The 16,530-nt window shown below is 41.2% G+C and carries 16 protein-coding genes and 1 pseudogene; 13 read left to right on the forward strand and 4 right to left on the reverse strand.

From position 1 onward, the window contains the following. Positions 1–2 precede the first annotated feature (2 nt). The 4 genes from T344_RS0104395 to T344_RS0104410 all read left to right on the forward strand — a co-directional run bounded on the left by T344_RS0104395 (position 3) and on the right by T344_RS0104410 (position 5,107). On the forward strand, positions 3–1,166 hold the full coding sequence (locus T344_RS0104395) for an ABC transporter permease (protein WP_027627699.1): 1,164 nt from the start codon (positions 3–5) through the stop codon (positions 1,164–1,166). A gap of 240 nt (positions 1,167–1,406) precedes the next feature. After that, positions 1,407–2,306 carry an SDR family oxidoreductase gene (locus T344_RS0104400; protein ID WP_027627700.1) on the forward strand — a complete coding sequence of 300 codons (900 nt, stop codon included), beginning with the start codon at positions 1,407–1,409 and terminating at the stop codon, positions 2,304–2,306. A gap of 185 nt (positions 2,307–2,491) precedes the next feature. After that, positions 2,492–3,229: a DUF1638 domain-containing protein gene (locus T344_RS0104405; RefSeq protein WP_027627701.1), complete on the forward strand. Its 738-nt coding sequence runs from the start codon at positions 2,492–2,494 to the stop codon at positions 3,227–3,229. A 78-nt stretch (positions 3,230–3,307) separates the two neighbouring features. Further along, a complete protein-coding gene (locus T344_RS0104410; protein ID WP_027627702.1) occupies positions 3,308–5,107 on the forward strand; it encodes an ASKHA domain-containing protein in 1,800 nt (599 codons plus the stop codon). Positions 5,108–5,301: 194 nt separating this feature from the next. Here the strand turns inward: T344_RS0104410 and T344_RS0104415 are convergent, their stop codons facing one another. Together T344_RS0104415 and T344_RS31490 are read right to left on the reverse strand one after the other, a co-directional pair. Then, positions 5,302–5,868: a spore coat protein gene (locus tag T344_RS0104415; RefSeq protein ID WP_027627703.1), complete on the reverse strand. Its 567-nt coding sequence runs from the start codon at positions 5,866–5,868 to the stop codon at positions 5,302–5,304. A gap of 82 nt (positions 5,869–5,950) precedes the next feature. Next, a pseudogene (locus T344_RS31490) lies at positions 5,951–6,230 on the reverse strand (DUF2935 domain-containing protein). Positions 6,231–6,447: 217 nt separating this feature from the next. Here T344_RS31490 and T344_RS0104425 point away from each other — a divergent pair. The 9 genes from T344_RS0104425 (at position 6,448) to T344_RS0104470 (ending at position 14,447) form a co-directional block, all read left to right on the forward strand. Further along, a complete protein-coding gene (locus tag T344_RS0104425; RefSeq protein ID WP_027627705.1) occupies positions 6,448–6,867 on the forward strand; it encodes a helix-turn-helix domain-containing protein in 420 nt (139 codons plus the stop codon). Positions 6,868–6,916: 49 nt separating this feature from the next. Beyond that, positions 6,917–8,104, forward strand: coding sequence for an MFS transporter (locus T344_RS0104430; protein ID WP_207641819.1), 1,188 nt, complete (start codon positions 6,917–6,919; stop codon positions 8,102–8,104). 475 nt (positions 8,105–8,579) lie between these two features. Further along, entirely contained in the window at positions 8,580–10,277 is a 1,698-nt protein-coding gene (locus T344_RS0104440; protein ID WP_027627707.1) for a S8 family serine peptidase, read from the forward strand. A gap of 173 nt (positions 10,278–10,450) precedes the next feature. Further along, entirely contained in the window at positions 10,451–10,594 is a 144-nt protein-coding gene (locus tag T344_RS30930) for a hypothetical protein (RefSeq protein WP_154669418.1), read from the forward strand. Between the two features lie 184 nt (positions 10,595–10,778). Beyond that, the gene (locus T344_RS31350) at positions 10,779–10,931 is read left to right on the forward strand and encodes a hypothetical protein (protein WP_207641820.1); all 153 of its coding nucleotides are present in this window, start codon (positions 10,779–10,781) and stop codon (positions 10,929–10,931) included. Positions 10,932–11,037: 106 nt separating this feature from the next. Beyond that, a complete protein-coding gene (locus tag T344_RS0104455) occupies positions 11,038–11,409 on the forward strand; it encodes a Fur family transcriptional regulator (protein ID WP_027627708.1) in 372 nt (123 codons plus the stop codon). A 122-nt stretch (positions 11,410–11,531) separates the two neighbouring features. Continuing rightward, the gene (gene rbr, locus T344_RS0104460; protein WP_027627709.1) at positions 11,532–12,065 is read left to right on the forward strand and encodes a rubrerythrin; all 534 of its coding nucleotides are present in this window, start codon (positions 11,532–11,534) and stop codon (positions 12,063–12,065) included. Between the two features lie 230 nt (positions 12,066–12,295). Beyond that, entirely contained in the window at positions 12,296–12,571 is a 276-nt protein-coding gene (locus tag T344_RS0104465) for a metal-sensing transcriptional repressor (protein WP_004623898.1), read from the forward strand. 10 nt (positions 12,572–12,581) lie between these two features. Next, positions 12,582–14,447, forward strand: coding sequence for a heavy metal translocating P-type ATPase (locus tag T344_RS0104470; protein WP_027627710.1), 1,866 nt, complete (start codon positions 12,582–12,584; stop codon positions 14,445–14,447). A 110-nt stretch (positions 14,448–14,557) separates the two neighbouring features. Here T344_RS0104470 and T344_RS0104475 read toward each other — a convergent pair whose 3' ends face one another. Together T344_RS0104475 and T344_RS0104480 are read right to left on the reverse strand one after the other, a co-directional pair. After that, complete coding sequence (locus T344_RS0104475) at positions 14,558–15,514, reverse strand: hypothetical protein (protein WP_027627711.1); 957 nt, start codon at positions 15,512–15,514, stop codon at positions 14,558–14,560. A 62-nt stretch (positions 15,515–15,576) separates the two neighbouring features. Beyond that, positions 15,577–16,416 carry a helix-turn-helix domain-containing protein gene (locus tag T344_RS0104480; protein ID WP_027627712.1) on the reverse strand — a complete coding sequence of 280 codons (840 nt, stop codon included), beginning with the start codon at positions 16,414–16,416 and terminating at the stop codon, positions 15,577–15,579. Positions 16,417–16,530: the final 114 nt, after the last annotated feature.

Below are 16,530 nucleotides of genomic sequence, written 5' to 3' on the forward strand. Positions count from 1 at the left end.
ATATGTTGTTTGTTAGGACAATCAAGCTGGCTTTTAAAAATATCAGGAGCAGTAAATTAAGATCAGCTCTTACAATGCTGGGACTGATCATAGGTATATCTTCCGTTATTGTTCTTGTAGGTATAGGAACCGGATCAACCCAAAATGTTACATCGCAGGTATCCTCACTGGGTACAAATGTCCTTACTGTCAGAATTAATACCGGGGATAAACTTAAATATGACAGGGTTGGAGATATTAATAAGCTCTCCGGTGTTGAAAGCGTAGCACCTTATACAAGTGTCAACGGAAATGTTTCCAGCGGAACCACGACTGCAGGCATGGTATCTGTTCTGGGAGTAGATGAAAATTATCTGGGAATAAGGAGTTACAAGCTTTCCTATGGCAGAGGAATTTCCTTTATAGACCTGGATAATAAGAATAAAGTATGTGTTATCGGGTCTGAATTGAGCCAGACATTTTTCGGATATTCAAGTCCTGTCGGTAAAACTGTCAAAATAGCAGGTGACAATTACACAGTAATCGGTGAACTGGAAAGCCAGGGTTCTTCAATGGGCACAAATGCGGATAATATGGTGTTGATGCCCATAACCACTTCAAAATACATTACTGGGACAGATGATATAACCTCACTTTATATAAAAGCTGCTGATGAGAATAATGTGAGTTTGGCACAGTTTTCTATAGAGAATTACCTTAAGTCCAATTTGAATGCCGCAAGTGACGACATCGAGGTATCCACACAGCAATCCATGCTGGACAGTTTGTCATCAATTCAGAATACATTGACACTGCTTCTTGGCGGAATTGCAAGTATTTCTCTTATAGTAGGCGGTATAGGTGTAATGAATGTAATGCTCGTATCAGTTACTGAACGAACAAAGGAAATAGGTATTAGAAAGTCTCTAGGAGCAACAAAAGGAAATATACTGATACAATTTTTAATTGAAGCTCTTGTACTGAGCCTTCTGGGCGGCTTTATCGGGATTGCGGCCGGTCTGGGACTGGGAAAATCGGCAGGTCTTCTGGGATTTAACTTTGCATATTCATTTAATGTAGTGAGTATTTCCTTTGGATTTGCTGTACTGGTTGGATTAATATTTGGAATATTTCCGGCATACAGGGCATCCCGTCTAAATCCGATAATTGCATTGAGACAGGATTAAGATTTAGCCGTGTATTGATAAAAAACATCTTTTCCGCTGATTTTGCGGATAAGATGTTTTTTGCTATCAAATTCACTTTCCCAAATAGCATAAATAAGTAACAATAGAACAAAAGTTTGCATAAAATACTTTAGACTTTTGTGTGAGAGCTAAAATCAGAATTCGCAATTTACAATGTCTTAACCACTCCCGAACAGAAGATCATTCCAAGGTCATAAAAATTGAAAAGGAGGATTTACCATGATCCCGATGTATCCATATTATAGTTATGAGACGCGCTGTAAAAAGGTGCCCATCACTTTTCCGCCTCAGCATCAGGACACCCAGCCCGGTTTAGAGTATTTGATGAATCCGGTTCCAATATCCGACAATCCTGAATACAAGGGCAGCGGAAAACTGGCAGGGAAAATCGCCATCATTACCGGAGGCGACAGCGGTATTGGCCGTGCCGCAGCAATCGGTTTTGCCAAAGAAGGGGCGGATTTGGCAATTGTTTATTTATATGAACGCACAGATGCCGAAGCCACCAGGAAGATGGTGGAGGACTACGGGCGAAGCTGCCTGCTTATTGAAGGCGATTTGCGCCAGCCCGCTTTTTCAAAAGAAGCGGTAACAAGGACGCTGGCCATGTATGGAAAGCTCGATGTGCTTGTATTGAACCAGGGTGTCCAGTTTCCTCAGGAAAGCATATTGGACATATCTGACGAACAACTCGAAAATACATACAGAACCAACATTTTTCCGCATTTCTACATGACCAAGGCTGCTCTTCCTTACCTCAAGCCGGGGAGCTCCATTATATCCACAGCATCGGTAACAGCTTATGCAGGTGCCCCTTTGCTGGTCGATTATTCATCAACAAAAGGTGCCATTGTATCATTCACCCGTTCATTATCACTCCAATTGGTTGGAAAGGGTATCCGGGTCAATGCTGTAGCACCGGGACCCATTTGGACCCCATTTATTGTATCCAGCTATTCTGCCGAATATGTAAAAACGTTTGGTTTGGAAACGCCGATGAAACGCGCCGGGCAGCCTTTTGAGCTTGCACCGACCTATGTTTATCTGGCGTCGGAGGATTCCTCCTTCGTCACAGGACAGGTACTTCACGTCAACGGTGGCATAATGACCGAAACGTAAACCGGAGTCGGAAAATAAGATGGACAACGCTTCTGCCGAAAATAATAGCCAGGTTCACGGATTGTATTGTACTTTTGCATCATATTCATACTTAAATTATAATTTTATAAAAATAAATCCTACACTATGAAGTCAAAGTTTGATATTATTTGAGATATAAAAATAACTTAAAGGTGAAAAACAATATGTTAAAGCTAAAAGTAATAGCCTGTGACGTATTAAATAGAGAAATTTCATACCTGGCCGGCAAGTCAAAACATTATGTAGATATAACCTTTTTGCATCAGGGTTTGCATGATACTCCTGACAGACTGAGGGAAATGGTTCAGGCTCAGATTGACAGGGCCAATGAAGGCTTTCCTTATAATTACTACAATACATGTCCTCATTATGATTACATTATTTTAGGCTATGGCTTATGCAGCAATGGGATAGTGGGGCTTACAAGCAGTAAAATTCCCATTGTGGTACCCAGAGCACATGATTGTATAACCTTATTTATTGGCTCGAAGGAAAAATATAAAAGCTATTTTGAAAAATATCCCGGAACCTACTGGTTTTCTTCAGGCTGGATCGAGAGGGGCTGGCAGCCCGGAGAAATTAAATATAATGCTATTTTAAAGGATTATACCGAGAGATATGGTGAGGATAATGCAGAGTTTCTAATGAAAATGGAACAAAACTGGATGAAAGAGTACAAAAGTGCCGGGTTCATTTCCTGGGACTGTTTTAATAATAACGACTATTATAGAGACTTTACAAAAAAATCGGCAGATTTTTTCAAGTGGGATTTTATAGAGATTGCCGGCAGCCCCTCTTTGATGGAAAGAATCATTAACGGTGAGTTTAACAGCGATGAAGTGCTTGTTGTTCCGCCAAATTCATCCATAAGCCCGGCCTATGATGACAGAATAATAAAGTAAGGCCGGTGCAAGGTCACAGGTATTTAACGGAAGGCCTGCGGAGGGACAATAAATACGAGTATAATACTAGGAGGAAAAATGCCAAAGGTTATAATTAAAACAGATAAAAAGTCATATGAGCTACCGGCAGAAAACGATCAAAATTTGCTTGAACTCCTTAGAAAGTCAAATATAGAGGTTGATTCTGCTTGCAATGGCAATGGTACCTGCGGTAAATGCAAGGTGAAAATTTCATCTGGAATTCTTCCCGCTGCCTCTCAAAATGAGATGAAAATACTTGGAATTAAGGCCGTGGAGGAGGGGTACAGGTTTTCCTGCGGCTGTAAGGTTGGAGCAGATATGGAAATAATCCTCCGGGATACCGGGGCTCAGGCACAAATAGTAGTTGAGGGCAGGCAGCGGCAGATAACATTATCGCCCTTGGTAACAAAAGAGGTCCGAACGCTTGAAAAGCCCTCTTTGTCAGATCAGACCGCCGATTTTGAACGGATTTTGGGCGGCTTGGATGCAGACGGTTCAAGTCTGGAACTCATAAGAGTTCTTCCGGGTCTGATCAGGCAGAATAATTACGTGATAACACTAATAAAATCAGGAAACCGGCTGCTGGGGGCTGAAGCGGGCAATACGGCCAAAGCTCTCTATGGTGTGGCAGTGGATATCGGGACCACCACGGCAGCAGTATATTTATTGGATATGAACAGCAGTAAAAGGGTGGGCGTACGTTCATTCCTGAATCCTCAAAAAACCTTCGGTGCAGATGTTATTTCAAGAATCAAGCATACCAACGATAATGATAAAGGGCTGGAGGAACTGCACTTGCTAATTACCGGAAAACTGAACGACTGTATAAAAGAGTTGTGCCAGGAAGCCGGCATATCAAACAAGGATGTATATGCGGTAACTTTTGCAGGAAACACCACAATGATACATTTTCTGCTCAAGGTGCCGGCAAAAAATATTGCTGCCGCTCCATTCATACCCGCCGTAACCTCAGTTCTTAAAATAAATGCAAAAGAATTGAATTTTGATATCAATCCATTTGGAATTGCGTGCATACTTCCTTCGGTTTCGGCCTACATTGGTGCGGATACCGTAGGAGCTGTGCTTTCAACCGGAATGTACCGGCAGGCGGAGATGTCTCTTATGATTGATATAGGTACAAACGGAGAAATAGTACTTGGAAACAGGGACGGACTTTACGCCTGTGCTTCGGCGGCAGGTCCTGCATTTGAAGGAGCCAATATCAGAAATGGCATGGGCAGTGTAAGCGGGGCAATTAACAGCATTACATTTGAAGCGGGGGTAAGGTACACCACAATCGGGAATGCCAGGCCCGTTGGAATTTGCGGTACCGGTATAGTTGACGGCGTTGCCCAATTGCTCAAAGCAGGCATAATAGATGAAACAGGGAGGCTGGATACCGGGTGGGAACCGGATTCGGAACAGCTGGCAGGTCTGGCTGAAAATATAACGACAATTGAGGGTATGAATGTTTTTGTGCTTGAGGGGGATATCGCAATATCGCAAAAAGATATACGTGAGCTTCAAAACGCAAAGGCGGCAATTGCTGCCGGAATTCATATACTGGTAAGGCAAGCGGGCATCAGCTTCGAGGATATTAAAAATGTCTACCTCGCCGGCGGTTTCGGCACTTATATAAATACCGGCAGTGCAATTCGAATAGGGCTTATTCCGGCAGAACTGCAGGGAAAAATACAATCGGTTGGAAATGCCGCCGGACAGGGTGCAATTGAAGCTTTATTATCGTCGGAAAGCCTTTCAGACGCGGTAATTATCAGCAAAAAAATACGGTATATAGAACTTTCGGCTTCAAAGGAGTTTAATGACTGCTATGTTGACTGTATGATGTTTTTATAGGAGCTTCTATGAATAAAATCAAGCGGTGCTGATATCAGCCATGAGAATATATGCAGGAGAGCAGAACATAGTAAAAAAGCAGGCAAGGTTATAATCCTTGTCTACTTTCATTTTATAATTTTCACACAAAGCGGATGGTAATGACTTCCCGGTGATTTTTTAGTTCATATAAGGAGAAATAGAGGATGAGTACTCTATTGCAGGGTTGCACCCGACTCGGGTACAGTTTTGTACATACTTGCAATAGTGCCTAAGGTCTCTGCCGGGGCAGCTTCCAAGGGATAATATCCTTTTGTAACCATCCATTGCCAGACATCGTAAGCATGGCGTGAACTCATTCTGAAAGCATCCTCAAGAAATGTGCGTATTTCAGGATTACTGGCTTCCATAGCTGCCCATGCGTATTCGCGTCCAGCTCTCTTTAGTGTTAAAAGATATGCTGTGGCAATCTCACGATCATCCAGCTGCTGTACATCTGTCCTTGGAGTTACGGATTTCGCATTGGTAGCAGACTGGGTATAATTCTGGATGATATTTGTTATCTCAGGCACAGGGAGCCCTGTTTTTGCGCCGTTTGTCCTGCTTAAATACTCAACTTTTGTATTATAGTCCTTCACATGATAGGGAAAATGCTTTTGTATCAGTGATTTAAGCTGAGGATCTTTTACCTGGTTCATAAAAAGTGCCATATTTGTAATAGAGTTCACACAGCTTAAAGTAAGCTCATGTAAGTCGTGTGCCTCATGTGCGGCTAATTGCATATGATTCCCTCCAAATAGTTTTTTATATTGTTTATGTTTAGTAAAACCATGAACTTTTATACAATAAAAATCATATTTGTGTTTATACTTTGAATTCTCGCAGCTCCCTTAAATAATGATTGGCTTCCCTTAATACATGATCACTGAGCAGAGGAAGTATGATGGATCTGATCTTACATTCCAAAATTCCCAGTGTCCCTTGCTCCTTCAAACTTGTTTTTCATTTCTATCAGAGTCGGTACAAGGTTTGCATCCTTTAATGTAAAAGCTGCGCCTGCAAATATCAAATGTTCTTTTATAATTCGCAGGAAGAAAAGATTTGTTTCAATGGACTGTTTCACATACTCCATTTCAGTCAACATAAAATGCCTCCCGTTTTATGCAATTTATAGATATTGGATTCATTGCAAGATATATACTACATGATATGATTGGTTTACATAAAATGAAACCCTTGTTTGTTGTTGTAAAAGAGAATTGTTGTTTATTGCAGTTAAAGTAATACTATATTTATATTATAGGTTGATTAAATGTCGCTTATGTGTAATAATAAAAAAGTAATAGTAAAGGAGGATGCTTATGGAAAATGACATTCTAAATCTTGAACAGGCAATGGAGCTCTTCGGTGTTAGCGAACGAACCATGATTAAGTTGCTGCGGGAAGAACGGATTCCGGCAAGAAAGATAGGCCGTGAATGGAGATTCAGCAAAAGCGCATTACTAGACTGGTTGGGCACCGGCGTTTCAACTGACTATTTAAACCAGATGGAACTATTTAGAGTAGCAACCGACACAAAAGCCCTAGTTCCGGAAGTTCTATTACAGATAGGACAGGCAATAGAGAAACTGAAAGACAATGGTACAAATATACGCGAATTATTGCCTGAGTTGGAGGAAGATATTTTTTTACCTGCTGATGCAAACTTACGGGTAAGTTATAAGCGTCAGCGCGGCCTTGAAAAATTGACCTTCAAAATTTTTTGGCTTGATGAAAAATAGCATATGAAAATAGTAGATAAAAATAGTAAATGAAGAATGGGTGAGTATTATGTCCCGGAAGAAGGCGCAGAAAAAGCTCTTTATATCAAATATTGTTTTGTTGGGTCTGGTCAGTTTTTTTACAGATATAAGCACCGAAATGGTTTATCCGATATTGCCATTGTATTTAAGTACTGTTCTGGGTGCGTCACCTGCCATTATTGGTGTAATTGAGGGTATTGCTGAAAGCCTGGCCAGCATATTGAAACTGTTTTCGGGGATGATTGCCGATAAGTACAATAACAAGAAGCAATTAGCCTTTATGGGTTACCTGGCCTCTTTTTTCAACAAATTCATTATTTTGATGTCTGCCTCATGGGGCGGAATTTTTATCGCACGCATTATAGACCGCTTTGGAAAAGGAATACGGACAGCACCCAGGGATGCGCTGATTGCCGAGTCTGCCGAAAACAGCAACTTTGGCAAAGCATACGGATTACATAAGGCTTTTGATATGTTAGGGGCTTCTGTCGGTATACTGCTTGCATTTTTCTTGATGGTATCTTCTGATGAAAGTAATTTCCGCAATATTTTTATTATTTCAATGGTTCCGGCTCTGATAGGGCCCTTATGTGTGCTTTTTGTCAGAAACGGCAAAAAAGCAACGGAAGTTAAAAAGCTGGATTTTAAGTGGAAATCTCTTGATACAAGATTAAAGATGTTTTTAGTCATTATTTTCATATTTACCCTTGGAAATTCATCAAACTCCTTCATCCTGCTCAGAGCTTATAATGCCGGATTTTCTGAACGTGAGGCCATTCTTTTGTATTTTCTATATAATTTTATTGCGTCACTTTTATCATATCCTGTTGGAAAGCTGTCGGATAAAATCGGGCGCAAATATACCTTGTGTGCGGGATATTTCTTTTATGCAGTGGTATATCTTGGAATCGGTTTATCAAGTTCGAATTTTGCTTTTTGGGGACTATTTGCCATATATGGCGTGTATACGGCGCTCACTGCGGGGGGCGAAAGAGCGTTGATTGCAGAAATGACCCCTCCGCAATTGAAAGGCAGCGCATTGGGACTTCATTCCGCAATTGTGGGGATAGGGCTGTTACCGGCTTCTCTCATCGCGGGTTTTTTGTGGGATGCTGCAGGTCAGGCCGCCCCATTTGTCTTGGGCGGATGTCTGGCCTTGTTTGCAAGCATAGCTGTTTTTTTCGTATTAAATAAGAAACCTGCTCTTTCCAAATAACATTTTATTTACGTTATCTTTGTTTCATATCAATCTTTTCCATAAATTTACTTTTTACTATTGACATATATTTACATATATGTTATATTATTAAAAATGAATAATAAAGCATGCTCATTCATTTTCTCTCTCAGTCAAACTCAATTGAGTACGACTATCCTTTACACAATGCTGTGTAGAGTTTTCAAAGGAAAGATCTTTTGGACGCAGTTATCCGACAGGTCTGAATAAGCTTATTCGTCAGTAATGAATTCCGGCAAAACACCATCCTGTTTTTATATATGATGCAAAAAATGCAAGTATGTATTGGATTATTGCATTATTGGCAGCGTGTCTTTTGGCATGCTGATAAAAAAAGGCGGGTGAAACTATGAACAAAATCAGGTCTCCAAACGTATCCAAACTGTAGTTTTAATTTCACAGTTTGTTAAATTACTTAAAAAACCAGACATAAGAGTCGAGAGGAGATATATCTATGAAGAAAAACAGAATTTTAAAATCCTTTATTGTTTTTTCACTTACAATTATATTAATAGGGACACAATCATTGGTATTTGCCAAACCTTCAACAGAGGTTTTCCAGGTTGAGAAACCAACCTATGAAATCACAAAAAGTCCAAACAGTAAACTGTTCGTAAATCTGGAAAAGAAGATTAACGAAGCAAAAGACAGTGATGAAGTTCCTGTTACAGTCGTATTCAATAAAAAACTCACTGATGATGAATTCGCATCTATAGAAAAGCTGCTTGGAAATCCGGAAATCAAACACAAATTTGAAATTATACCCGGAGCTGCATTAAACCTGACCAAAAATCAAATCAGCAAGCTGGAAAAGTCCGACCTGGTCAAGCAGGTGGAATATGATGAAGAGGTACATGCCACAATTGATACAGCCTCCAACTGGTTTGGCGTCAGCAAGGCAAGAGCAGACTTTGCAGGCATAGACGGAGATCATGACGGTGCTCCGACAACGTATACAAAGAATGACATTGTAGTTGCAGTCATCGACACAGGTATTGATGGAAACCATGTAGACCTGGATGGCGGTAAGGTTATAGCATGGAAGGACTGGGTCGGAAATAAAACAACCCCCTATGACGACAACGGCCATGGAAGCCATGTTGCGGCCACAGTTGCAGGCGCCGGTGACGGCAATGCCAATTACAAGGGCGTAGCTCCGGGGGCTGCTCTTATTGGGCTGAAGGTCCTTGATTCAGGCGGAAACGGAACCATGAGCAATGTTACGGCAGCTATCGATTGGGCTGTAGCCAATAAAGCTACATACAACATAAGGATTATAAGTTTAAGTCTCGGGACATCGGGAAGCTCCGACGGTACCGATTCCACATCCCTGGCAATTAACAATGCCTTTAATGCAGGAATCGTACCTGTAGTCGCAGCTGGAAATTCCGGACCGAGAAAGGCTACCGTCGGTTCTCCGGGAGCGGCATCAAAGGCATTGACAGTTGCGGCATTCGGAGATTTGGGTGAGAAAGGGTTTTTCCTGGCTGATTTCTCCAGCAGAGGGCTTACCGCCGACGGCAGACTTAAACCCGATATAAGTGCTCCGGGTGTCAATATCACTTCGGCAAAGGCCAATTCAACAAATCAGTATGTGGCATACAGCGGGACAAGCATGGCCACACCATTCACCTCCGGAACTGCGGCATTAATTCTTGATGCCAACCCTGATCTGACACCCGCTCAGGTTGTAGCCTATATAACAGGCACGGCACAGGACTGGGGAACGGCAGGACAGGATTTGGATTACGGCTATGGCAGACTGGACAGCTATGCAGCTATTAAGGCAGCAGGCAGCTTTACGGGTACCGGAATAGAGGTTCCTATACACCTGTATAAAGCTGATTCTCTTGCAGGTACAAATAAATATGATGAATTTACAATTGCCATACCCGACACAAAGTATCCGGTAGCTATTACATTAATACAGCCCGACTGGACATCTTCCCAGGATTTCGATATATTCCTGTACAATCCCGGCGGTACACAGGTAGCAAGTTCCGAAGGAGCAACCAGACAGGAAACTATCAAATATACTCCGACTACGGCAGGAACATACAAGATCAGGATACTTTCCTACAGAGGAAGCGGTTCCTACTCCATTGATGTGAGCTCAGGTGCATCCGCTGTCACTCAGACAACCAACCAGTAACAGCTCCATATGATTGCCGTACGCAAAAAGCCCGTTTGAAAGGACGGGTTTTTTGCTGCTTGTGGAATAAAATACTGGGCACCTTGGAAAGTGATGAGGAGGTCGAGTTATTTCTAAGCCTTATGAAAAAGATAGCTGAAGGTATTAAATAATCTGGTCAGGGGGATTAATATATGAATAAATCAATAACAAGCAAGGAAAAATCAAAAATTGCCTTTGATAAACAGGCAGATCATTATGATTCTACTTATTATGGTCAACAGGCAATGTTCTTTTGGAGTGTACCGACTCATTTCACCATTATCCCCATCCTTTAGCTGTTCTTGAGGAAATGAAAAAGCTCATGTACAAATGCGGCTTAAAATTTGAGAATTGGCATAGTATAAGCAATAGAGCGTTTATAACAGTTGTGGGAAAAGGATAGAAATTTTATGGAGATAATACAGATAAAGCTAAGTGTAACAAATTGTTTCCTCATAAAAAATCCAAAGGAATTATGTCATGGTGGATACCGGCTATGATTATGATTGGGATTTATTCCGCAAGGAGCTGATTTCACATAAGGTACGCCGGATATTTCCCGCCCACGGCAAACCTTTTGCGGTTGAAAAGCTTGTTCGGAATATCGGTAAGATAAAACCGGGTAATTTTTAGTTTATTGTATATAAAAAAAATTATTAAATAAGTCTTGACAAAACAATAAAAATATTATATTCTTTATTAAGAATAATTCCTATTCTTAATAAAAGTAGGTGGTAGTTTGAAAAAGCATAGAATGTTAATTTTAGATATTATCAAATCTTCAGAGGGACATATGAAGGCCGAAGAGATATATATGAAGGCAAAGCAGCTGCAGCCATCCATAGCGGTAGGCACTGTTTACCGGAATCTGGGCCTTATGACCGAAGCAGGTGAAATAAGACGCATAAGCATTCTGAATGCGCCCGACAGATATGACAAATCACTGCATCCGCATGAACATCTTATTTGTCAGGATTGCGGGGAGCTAACCGACATAACGGTTTCTGACCTGAAAGAATATATGGAAAAGCAGACAGGTATTGAAATTTTGAGTTATGAATTAAATTTGAGATACATTTGCGATAAATGTAAAATGGATAGGTTAAAGTAAAAGGAGCAATTGCTCGTCTGTAGGCTGAATTAAGATTTGGCAGATATGCGGAAATTTATTAAAGCTAATAAACAGCTCAAAAAGAGCTTAAATTAAATAATAAAAATAAGGAGAGTATATTTATGAACATCAAAGGAACTAAAACCGAAAAAAATCTGGCTGCAGCTTTTGCGGGCGAATCACAGGCAAGGAACAAGTATACATATTTTGCATCGGTTGCAAAAAAAGAGGGCTACGAGCAGATAGCAGCTATTTTTGAAGCAACTGCCAACAATGAAAAGGAACATGCAAAATTATGGTTCAAAGCCCTGGGTGAGCTTGGAGATACTGCAGCTAATTTGCTTCATGCCGCAGAAGGAGAAAACTACGAATGGACCGATATGTATGAAGGCTTTGCAAAGGATGCTGAGGAAGAAGGCTTTACCGCACTTGCAGCTCAGTTCAGAATGGTTGCAAAAGTTGAGAAGGCTCATGAAGAAAGATATCGTGCACTCCTTAAGAATGTAGAAATGCAGAAGGTGTTTGAAAAATCGGAAGAAACCATGTGGGAATGCAGGAACTGCGGTCATCTTGTAATGGGCAAAAAAGCACCCCAGGTTTGTCCTGTTTGCGCACATCCACAAAGCTTTTTCGAAGTGAGAAAAGAGAACTACTAAGCCGTCAATAACAATATTTTAATATTTGCTGATAAAATCCCCGAAGTCTTTCAAGATGACTTTGGGGATTTTATTTTGCTGTTTTCCAGCCGAACATGCAAACAAGCATATATTTGCTTTTTTAAATTTGTTCATATGAACACTTGACTATATGAACATTAATCAATATAATAATACCCATACGGGTATACGTATACATCATATATTATATATTCTTGGGAGGTATTTCAATGCGTGCATGTATGGATATTCCAAATCTTAAGACAAGGATTAAAAAAATACAGGGACAGCTTAATGCAATAAGTGAAATGATTGAGAAAGATGTTCCCTGTGAAGACATCCTGATTCAAATTGGTGCTGCAAAGGGTGCGCTGCACAAGGTGGGTCAGGTAGTTCTGGAAGGACATCTGCAGCACTGTGTCAAGGATGGAATTGAACATGGTGATGCCGACAAAACCATAGCTGAATTTGCAAAGGCAGTTGAGCACTTCGCAAGGATGAGTTAAGGGGTAAATTATGAATAAAATAAAAGGGTGGTTTTCCGAGGAAGAAAACAGGACGGGTATTTTTATCGTAATCTCAGGCATAGCTCTCATTTTAAGTTTTCTGAATGTGAGATCAAGCAGTATTCCGGTTGACTTGGCCTGGATAGCTATTGTTCTTTGCGGATTTCCGATTATCAAGGAAGCTTTTTTGGGGTTGGTTTATGAACTGGATATTAAAGCCGATGTGCTGGTTGCCATGGCGTTGATTGCTTCAGTTTTTATAGGTGAAATTTTTGCTGCCGGTGAAGTTGCCTTTATCATGACAATAGGAGCTTTATTGGAAGACAGGACTGTCCGCAAAGCCCGTGAAGGTATAGAAAAGCTGATTGCAATTACTCCGCGGACAGCACGGGTCATACGGGACGGAATTGAAACTGTCGTTCCGTCCGAACAGGTAAAGGCAGGCGACACCTTGAGAGTGCTTGCAGGGGAAACCGTGGCGGTGGATGGAATTATCACCTCGGGACAAACCTCCATCAATCAGTCCGTTATGACAGGGGAAAGCCTTCCTGTGGACAAAGGCATCGGTGATGATGTCTCCAGCGGAACAATCAATCAATTCGGTACCTTTGAAATGAAAGCCACCAGGGTAGGAGAAGACAGCTCATTGCAGCGTATGATCAGGCTGGTTGAGCAGGCGGATGCAAACAAGGCTCCGATTGTAACATTAACTGACAGATGGGCCACGTGGATCGTTGTAATTGCTCTGACCTCCGCAATAATTACCTGGCTTGTGACAGGAGAAATAATACGGGCAGTGACGATCCTGGTAGTATTCTGTCCCTGTGCCCTGGTCCTGGCAACTCCCACCGCCATCATGGCCGGAATTGGCAATGCCACCAGGTTTGGCATTCTGATCCGGACAGGCGATGCACTGGAACGCCTCTCAGGTATAAAACGTATTGCCTTTGACAAAACCGGAACCATAACACATGGAAAGCCGGAAGTGGTGGCAGTTAGAAGTTTTTCTCAAAATATTACAGAAGATGAACTTTTAAAAATTGCCGCCTCATCGGAACAATACTCAGAACATCCTCTGGGACGTGCAGTTTTGAACCATGCAAAAAACAAGACTGAACTGCCTGTACCTCAGAACTTTGTGCTGCTGCCCGGCAGAGGGGTAAGTGCTACTGTGGACAATAAGCATGTTATTGCCGGCAACAGGGAGTTGTTTGAAGAAAAAGCTGTTTCCATATCAAGTGAAATTCTAAAATCAACACAGGATTATGTTAACGATGGCTGTACAATTATCTATATAGGTGTTGAAAATGAAGCTGCCGGCTTTATCGCATTGTCGGATACACTAAGAGCTGATGCCCGCAATATGGTTGAACGGATACATTCCTTGGGTGTAAACACCTTATTGCTTACCGGAGATAATTCGCATGCTGCAAATCATATGGCAAAGCTTACCGGAATACACGATGTAAAATCACAGCAATTGCCTGAAGATAAAATGAATGCTATCATCAGCTGTCAAAAGAGAAATGAATATGTGTGTATGGTTGGTGACGGAGTAAATGATGCCCCGGCACTAAAAACAGCTTATGTCGGAGTGGCAATGGGAGGGATAGGGAGCGACATTGCCGTCGAGGCAGCCGATGTTGCTCTGGTAAGCGATGATATACAGAGAATACCCTACCTGCTGAAATTATCGAAAAAGACTATGAAAACTATTAAATTGAATGTGGCATTTTCCATGGGTTTGAATTTTATTGCGGTAATACTTGCAATAACCGGAATTCTTAACCCAGTTGTCGGTGCGTTGGTACATAATGCCGGTTCGGTAGCCGTTATTCTCAATTCGGCAGTTCTCCTGAAACTAAAAGATATATAAGCCTGATATAAAAATGAAGGTATGTCTCAAAACACTCAACATCCTGTTTCGGGTTGCTGCTCAAACCGGTTTCCTGCCGATTTGAGCAGCAAAGGCTTCATTTATTCCAGTCAGTTATTGATTTCCTGGGACAGCCTGTTGAAATTCCTCAAGTGGTTTAGTTTTTCAACAGCCACACTTGCTTTCCACCAGTTTTCACTAATTGAAAATTCCCTTGCGTATTTTTCATTATTTTCAAACCAGCTCCAGGTAATATCCCAGACACCATTCTGCGGTCTTGTATCAATAAGATAGTCAAGCTCTGTTTGTACGATGTCTTCGTTTTCCTTATAAAAGACGCTCTCGGGTGAATGTATGTAATCCGAGGGTCTCCGGGTGTGATATTCCCATTTTGACGTATCCCTTTCAATGATATTATGTACAAGCTTTTTTATTCTTTCGGACAGCAGGCTGTGGTTAAAACGATTTGTTAACCCTGTCCGCTCTATGGCATCAAGCAATGCACAATACCCGCCAAGACCCATTTCACCATATTGATCTGCTGTGTCGAGCTTGCTGATAATTTTTTCCGAAAGGGTCAGTGCCTTATTAAACAGTTCCGAATTTTTATGGGCATTTATTAATATGAAGCTGACTATTTCAGCGGTCAAGCCTATACTTTCAGTGGCATTGGCTTCCGTATCCCAGGTCCACCAGGGCGCGTGGGCAAAATCATTATTTGACGGAATACTGAAGTACCAGCCGTCATCAGAGCAGTGAGCATTGCTTTCCAGGTATTTGAATATTCCACGCATTACAGGATGCTGCTGGTCGTCAAAGCCAATGCCTTTTAAAATTTTGATTGCGTAAAATGTTGTATACGGAGAGGAATTTGGGTTCCAGCTGTCTGCTTCAAGAGCATGTCCAAATCCTCCATCCTCATTCTGATAAAATGATAAAGCGGACAGCACCGCATCCTTGCTGCCTTTTTCAAAGTAATACCGCCATACAGCCAGATCGATCTGCCTTGCATTGCGGTATATCCATGATCTGATTTCCAAATAGTCTTTTAATAAAAGTTTTTTCATAAAATATCACCTCATAAATATTTTACAGAAAATAAGGGAGTCTGTATTGAAAAAATCCGACATTACCTTGTTTTATATGCAAATGTTCTTGCGTCACCGGGAGAAAGAGTGTGGTATCTTTTGAAATCGTTCAGCAAATGTGACTGATCTGAATATGTATATTTGCAGACACTGTCGTGCATATTGAAATTTCCGTCAAATAAAATATCATGCCAGAGGTATTGGAAACGGACAAGTTTTGAAAGCTTTTGGGGAGAAACACCCACGTATTCCAAAAACAGTCTTTCCAGCTGTCTCTGGCCCACAGCAGTGTAGCCGGAAATTTCAGCAGAAGTCGGTGTGCCCTTGGCTTCCAATATTTTATAAACAGCGTTCATTACATTATTATTCTGTTTGTTCGAGTCCAGTTTTTTAATGAGATATTGTTCAACCTTTGCGGCCCTGTCTGTAATTAATGTATTATCCATTAATATATCCTGCAGATCACGTTTAAAATTTTTAAAGTATACATCGGTATCCACAAAGGAGTTAAAGGCATGTTTCATGGGCTCATGGGAAAACAGCGGTACGGCCCAGCAGTAAAACCTTATGGCAAAGCAGGAAATCGAGGCTGTGCCGGCCTGTGTCCTATCCTGGAAGGTATTGTCACTTATCCCTGCAAATAGAGCATTGACCTCACTTTTATCCATATTTACATAAAAGACTATATCCATACAGGTATCAGGTATTACAAGGATATCCCTTTCCCCTGCGGAAGCAGTCTCAGGAGAGTGCTCCGGCGTACCCCAAAAACAGCAGACATAAGGGCTTAATGCTTTGCAGGGCTGCAGTTCAATATATGTTTTGTCACTTAAGAAGGGCTGGGCTGTAACAGGGCGGTAGATGCCATTTAGTTTGAACATTTATATTCCTCTTATTGAAAGTTGTCCCAAATATAAAGACATTATCACTCTTAAGCCTTGAAAAGTCAATTGTCAAGCTTTAAATCCTCAATAAAAACATTTTCTCAAAATAAT

This window comes from Ruminiclostridium cellobioparum DSM 1351 = ATCC 15832 (assembly GCF_000621505.1).
Lineage (GTDB): Bacteria > Bacillota > Clostridia > Acetivibrionales > DSM-1351 > Ruminiclostridium > Ruminiclostridium cellobioparum.

Coding starts and splice junctions, on each gene's coding strand:
- rbr (WP_027627709.1), top strand. CDS start 11,532: ATGAACATCAAAGGAACTAAAACCGAAAAAAATCTGGCTGCAGCTTTT.
- T344_RS0104440 (WP_027627707.1), top strand. CDS start 8,580: ATGAAGAAAAACAGAATTTTAAAATCCTTTATTGTTTTTTCACTTACA.
- T344_RS0104395 (WP_027627699.1), top strand. CDS start 3: ATGTTGTTTGTTAGGACAATCAAGCTGGCTTTTAAAAATATCAGGAGC.
- T344_RS0104480 (WP_027627712.1), bottom strand. CDS start 16,416: ATGTTCAAACTAAATGGCATCTACCGCCCTGTTACAGCCCAGCCCTTC.
- T344_RS0104430 (WP_207641819.1), top strand. CDS start 6,917: ATGTCCCGGAAGAAGGCGCAGAAAAAGCTCTTTATATCAAATATTGTT.
- T344_RS0104400 (WP_027627700.1), top strand. CDS start 1,407: ATGATCCCGATGTATCCATATTATAGTTATGAGACGCGCTGTAAAAAG.
- T344_RS31350 (WP_207641820.1), top strand. CDS start 10,779: ATGGTGGATACCGGCTATGATTATGATTGGGATTTATTCCGCAAGGAG.
- T344_RS0104405 (WP_027627701.1), top strand. CDS start 2,492: ATGTTAAAGCTAAAAGTAATAGCCTGTGACGTATTAAATAGAGAAATT.
- T344_RS30930 (WP_154669418.1), top strand. CDS start 10,451: ATGAATAAATCAATAACAAGCAAGGAAAAATCAAAAATTGCCTTTGAT.
- T344_RS0104475 (WP_027627711.1), bottom strand. CDS start 15,514: ATGAAAAAACTTTTATTAAAAGACTATTTGGAAATCAGATCATGGATA.
- T344_RS0104470 (WP_027627710.1), top strand. CDS start 12,582: ATGAATAAAATAAAAGGGTGGTTTTCCGAGGAAGAAAACAGGACGGGT.
- T344_RS0104410 (WP_027627702.1), top strand. CDS start 3,308: ATGCCAAAGGTTATAATTAAAACAGATAAAAAGTCATATGAGCTACCG.
- T344_RS0104465 (WP_004623898.1), top strand. CDS start 12,296: ATGCGTGCATGTATGGATATTCCAAATCTTAAGACAAGGATTAAAAAA.
- T344_RS0104415 (WP_027627703.1), bottom strand. CDS start 5,868: ATGCAATTAGCCGCACATGAGGCACACGACTTACATGAGCTTACTTTA.
- T344_RS0104425 (WP_027627705.1), top strand. CDS start 6,448: ATGGAAAATGACATTCTAAATCTTGAACAGGCAATGGAGCTCTTCGGT.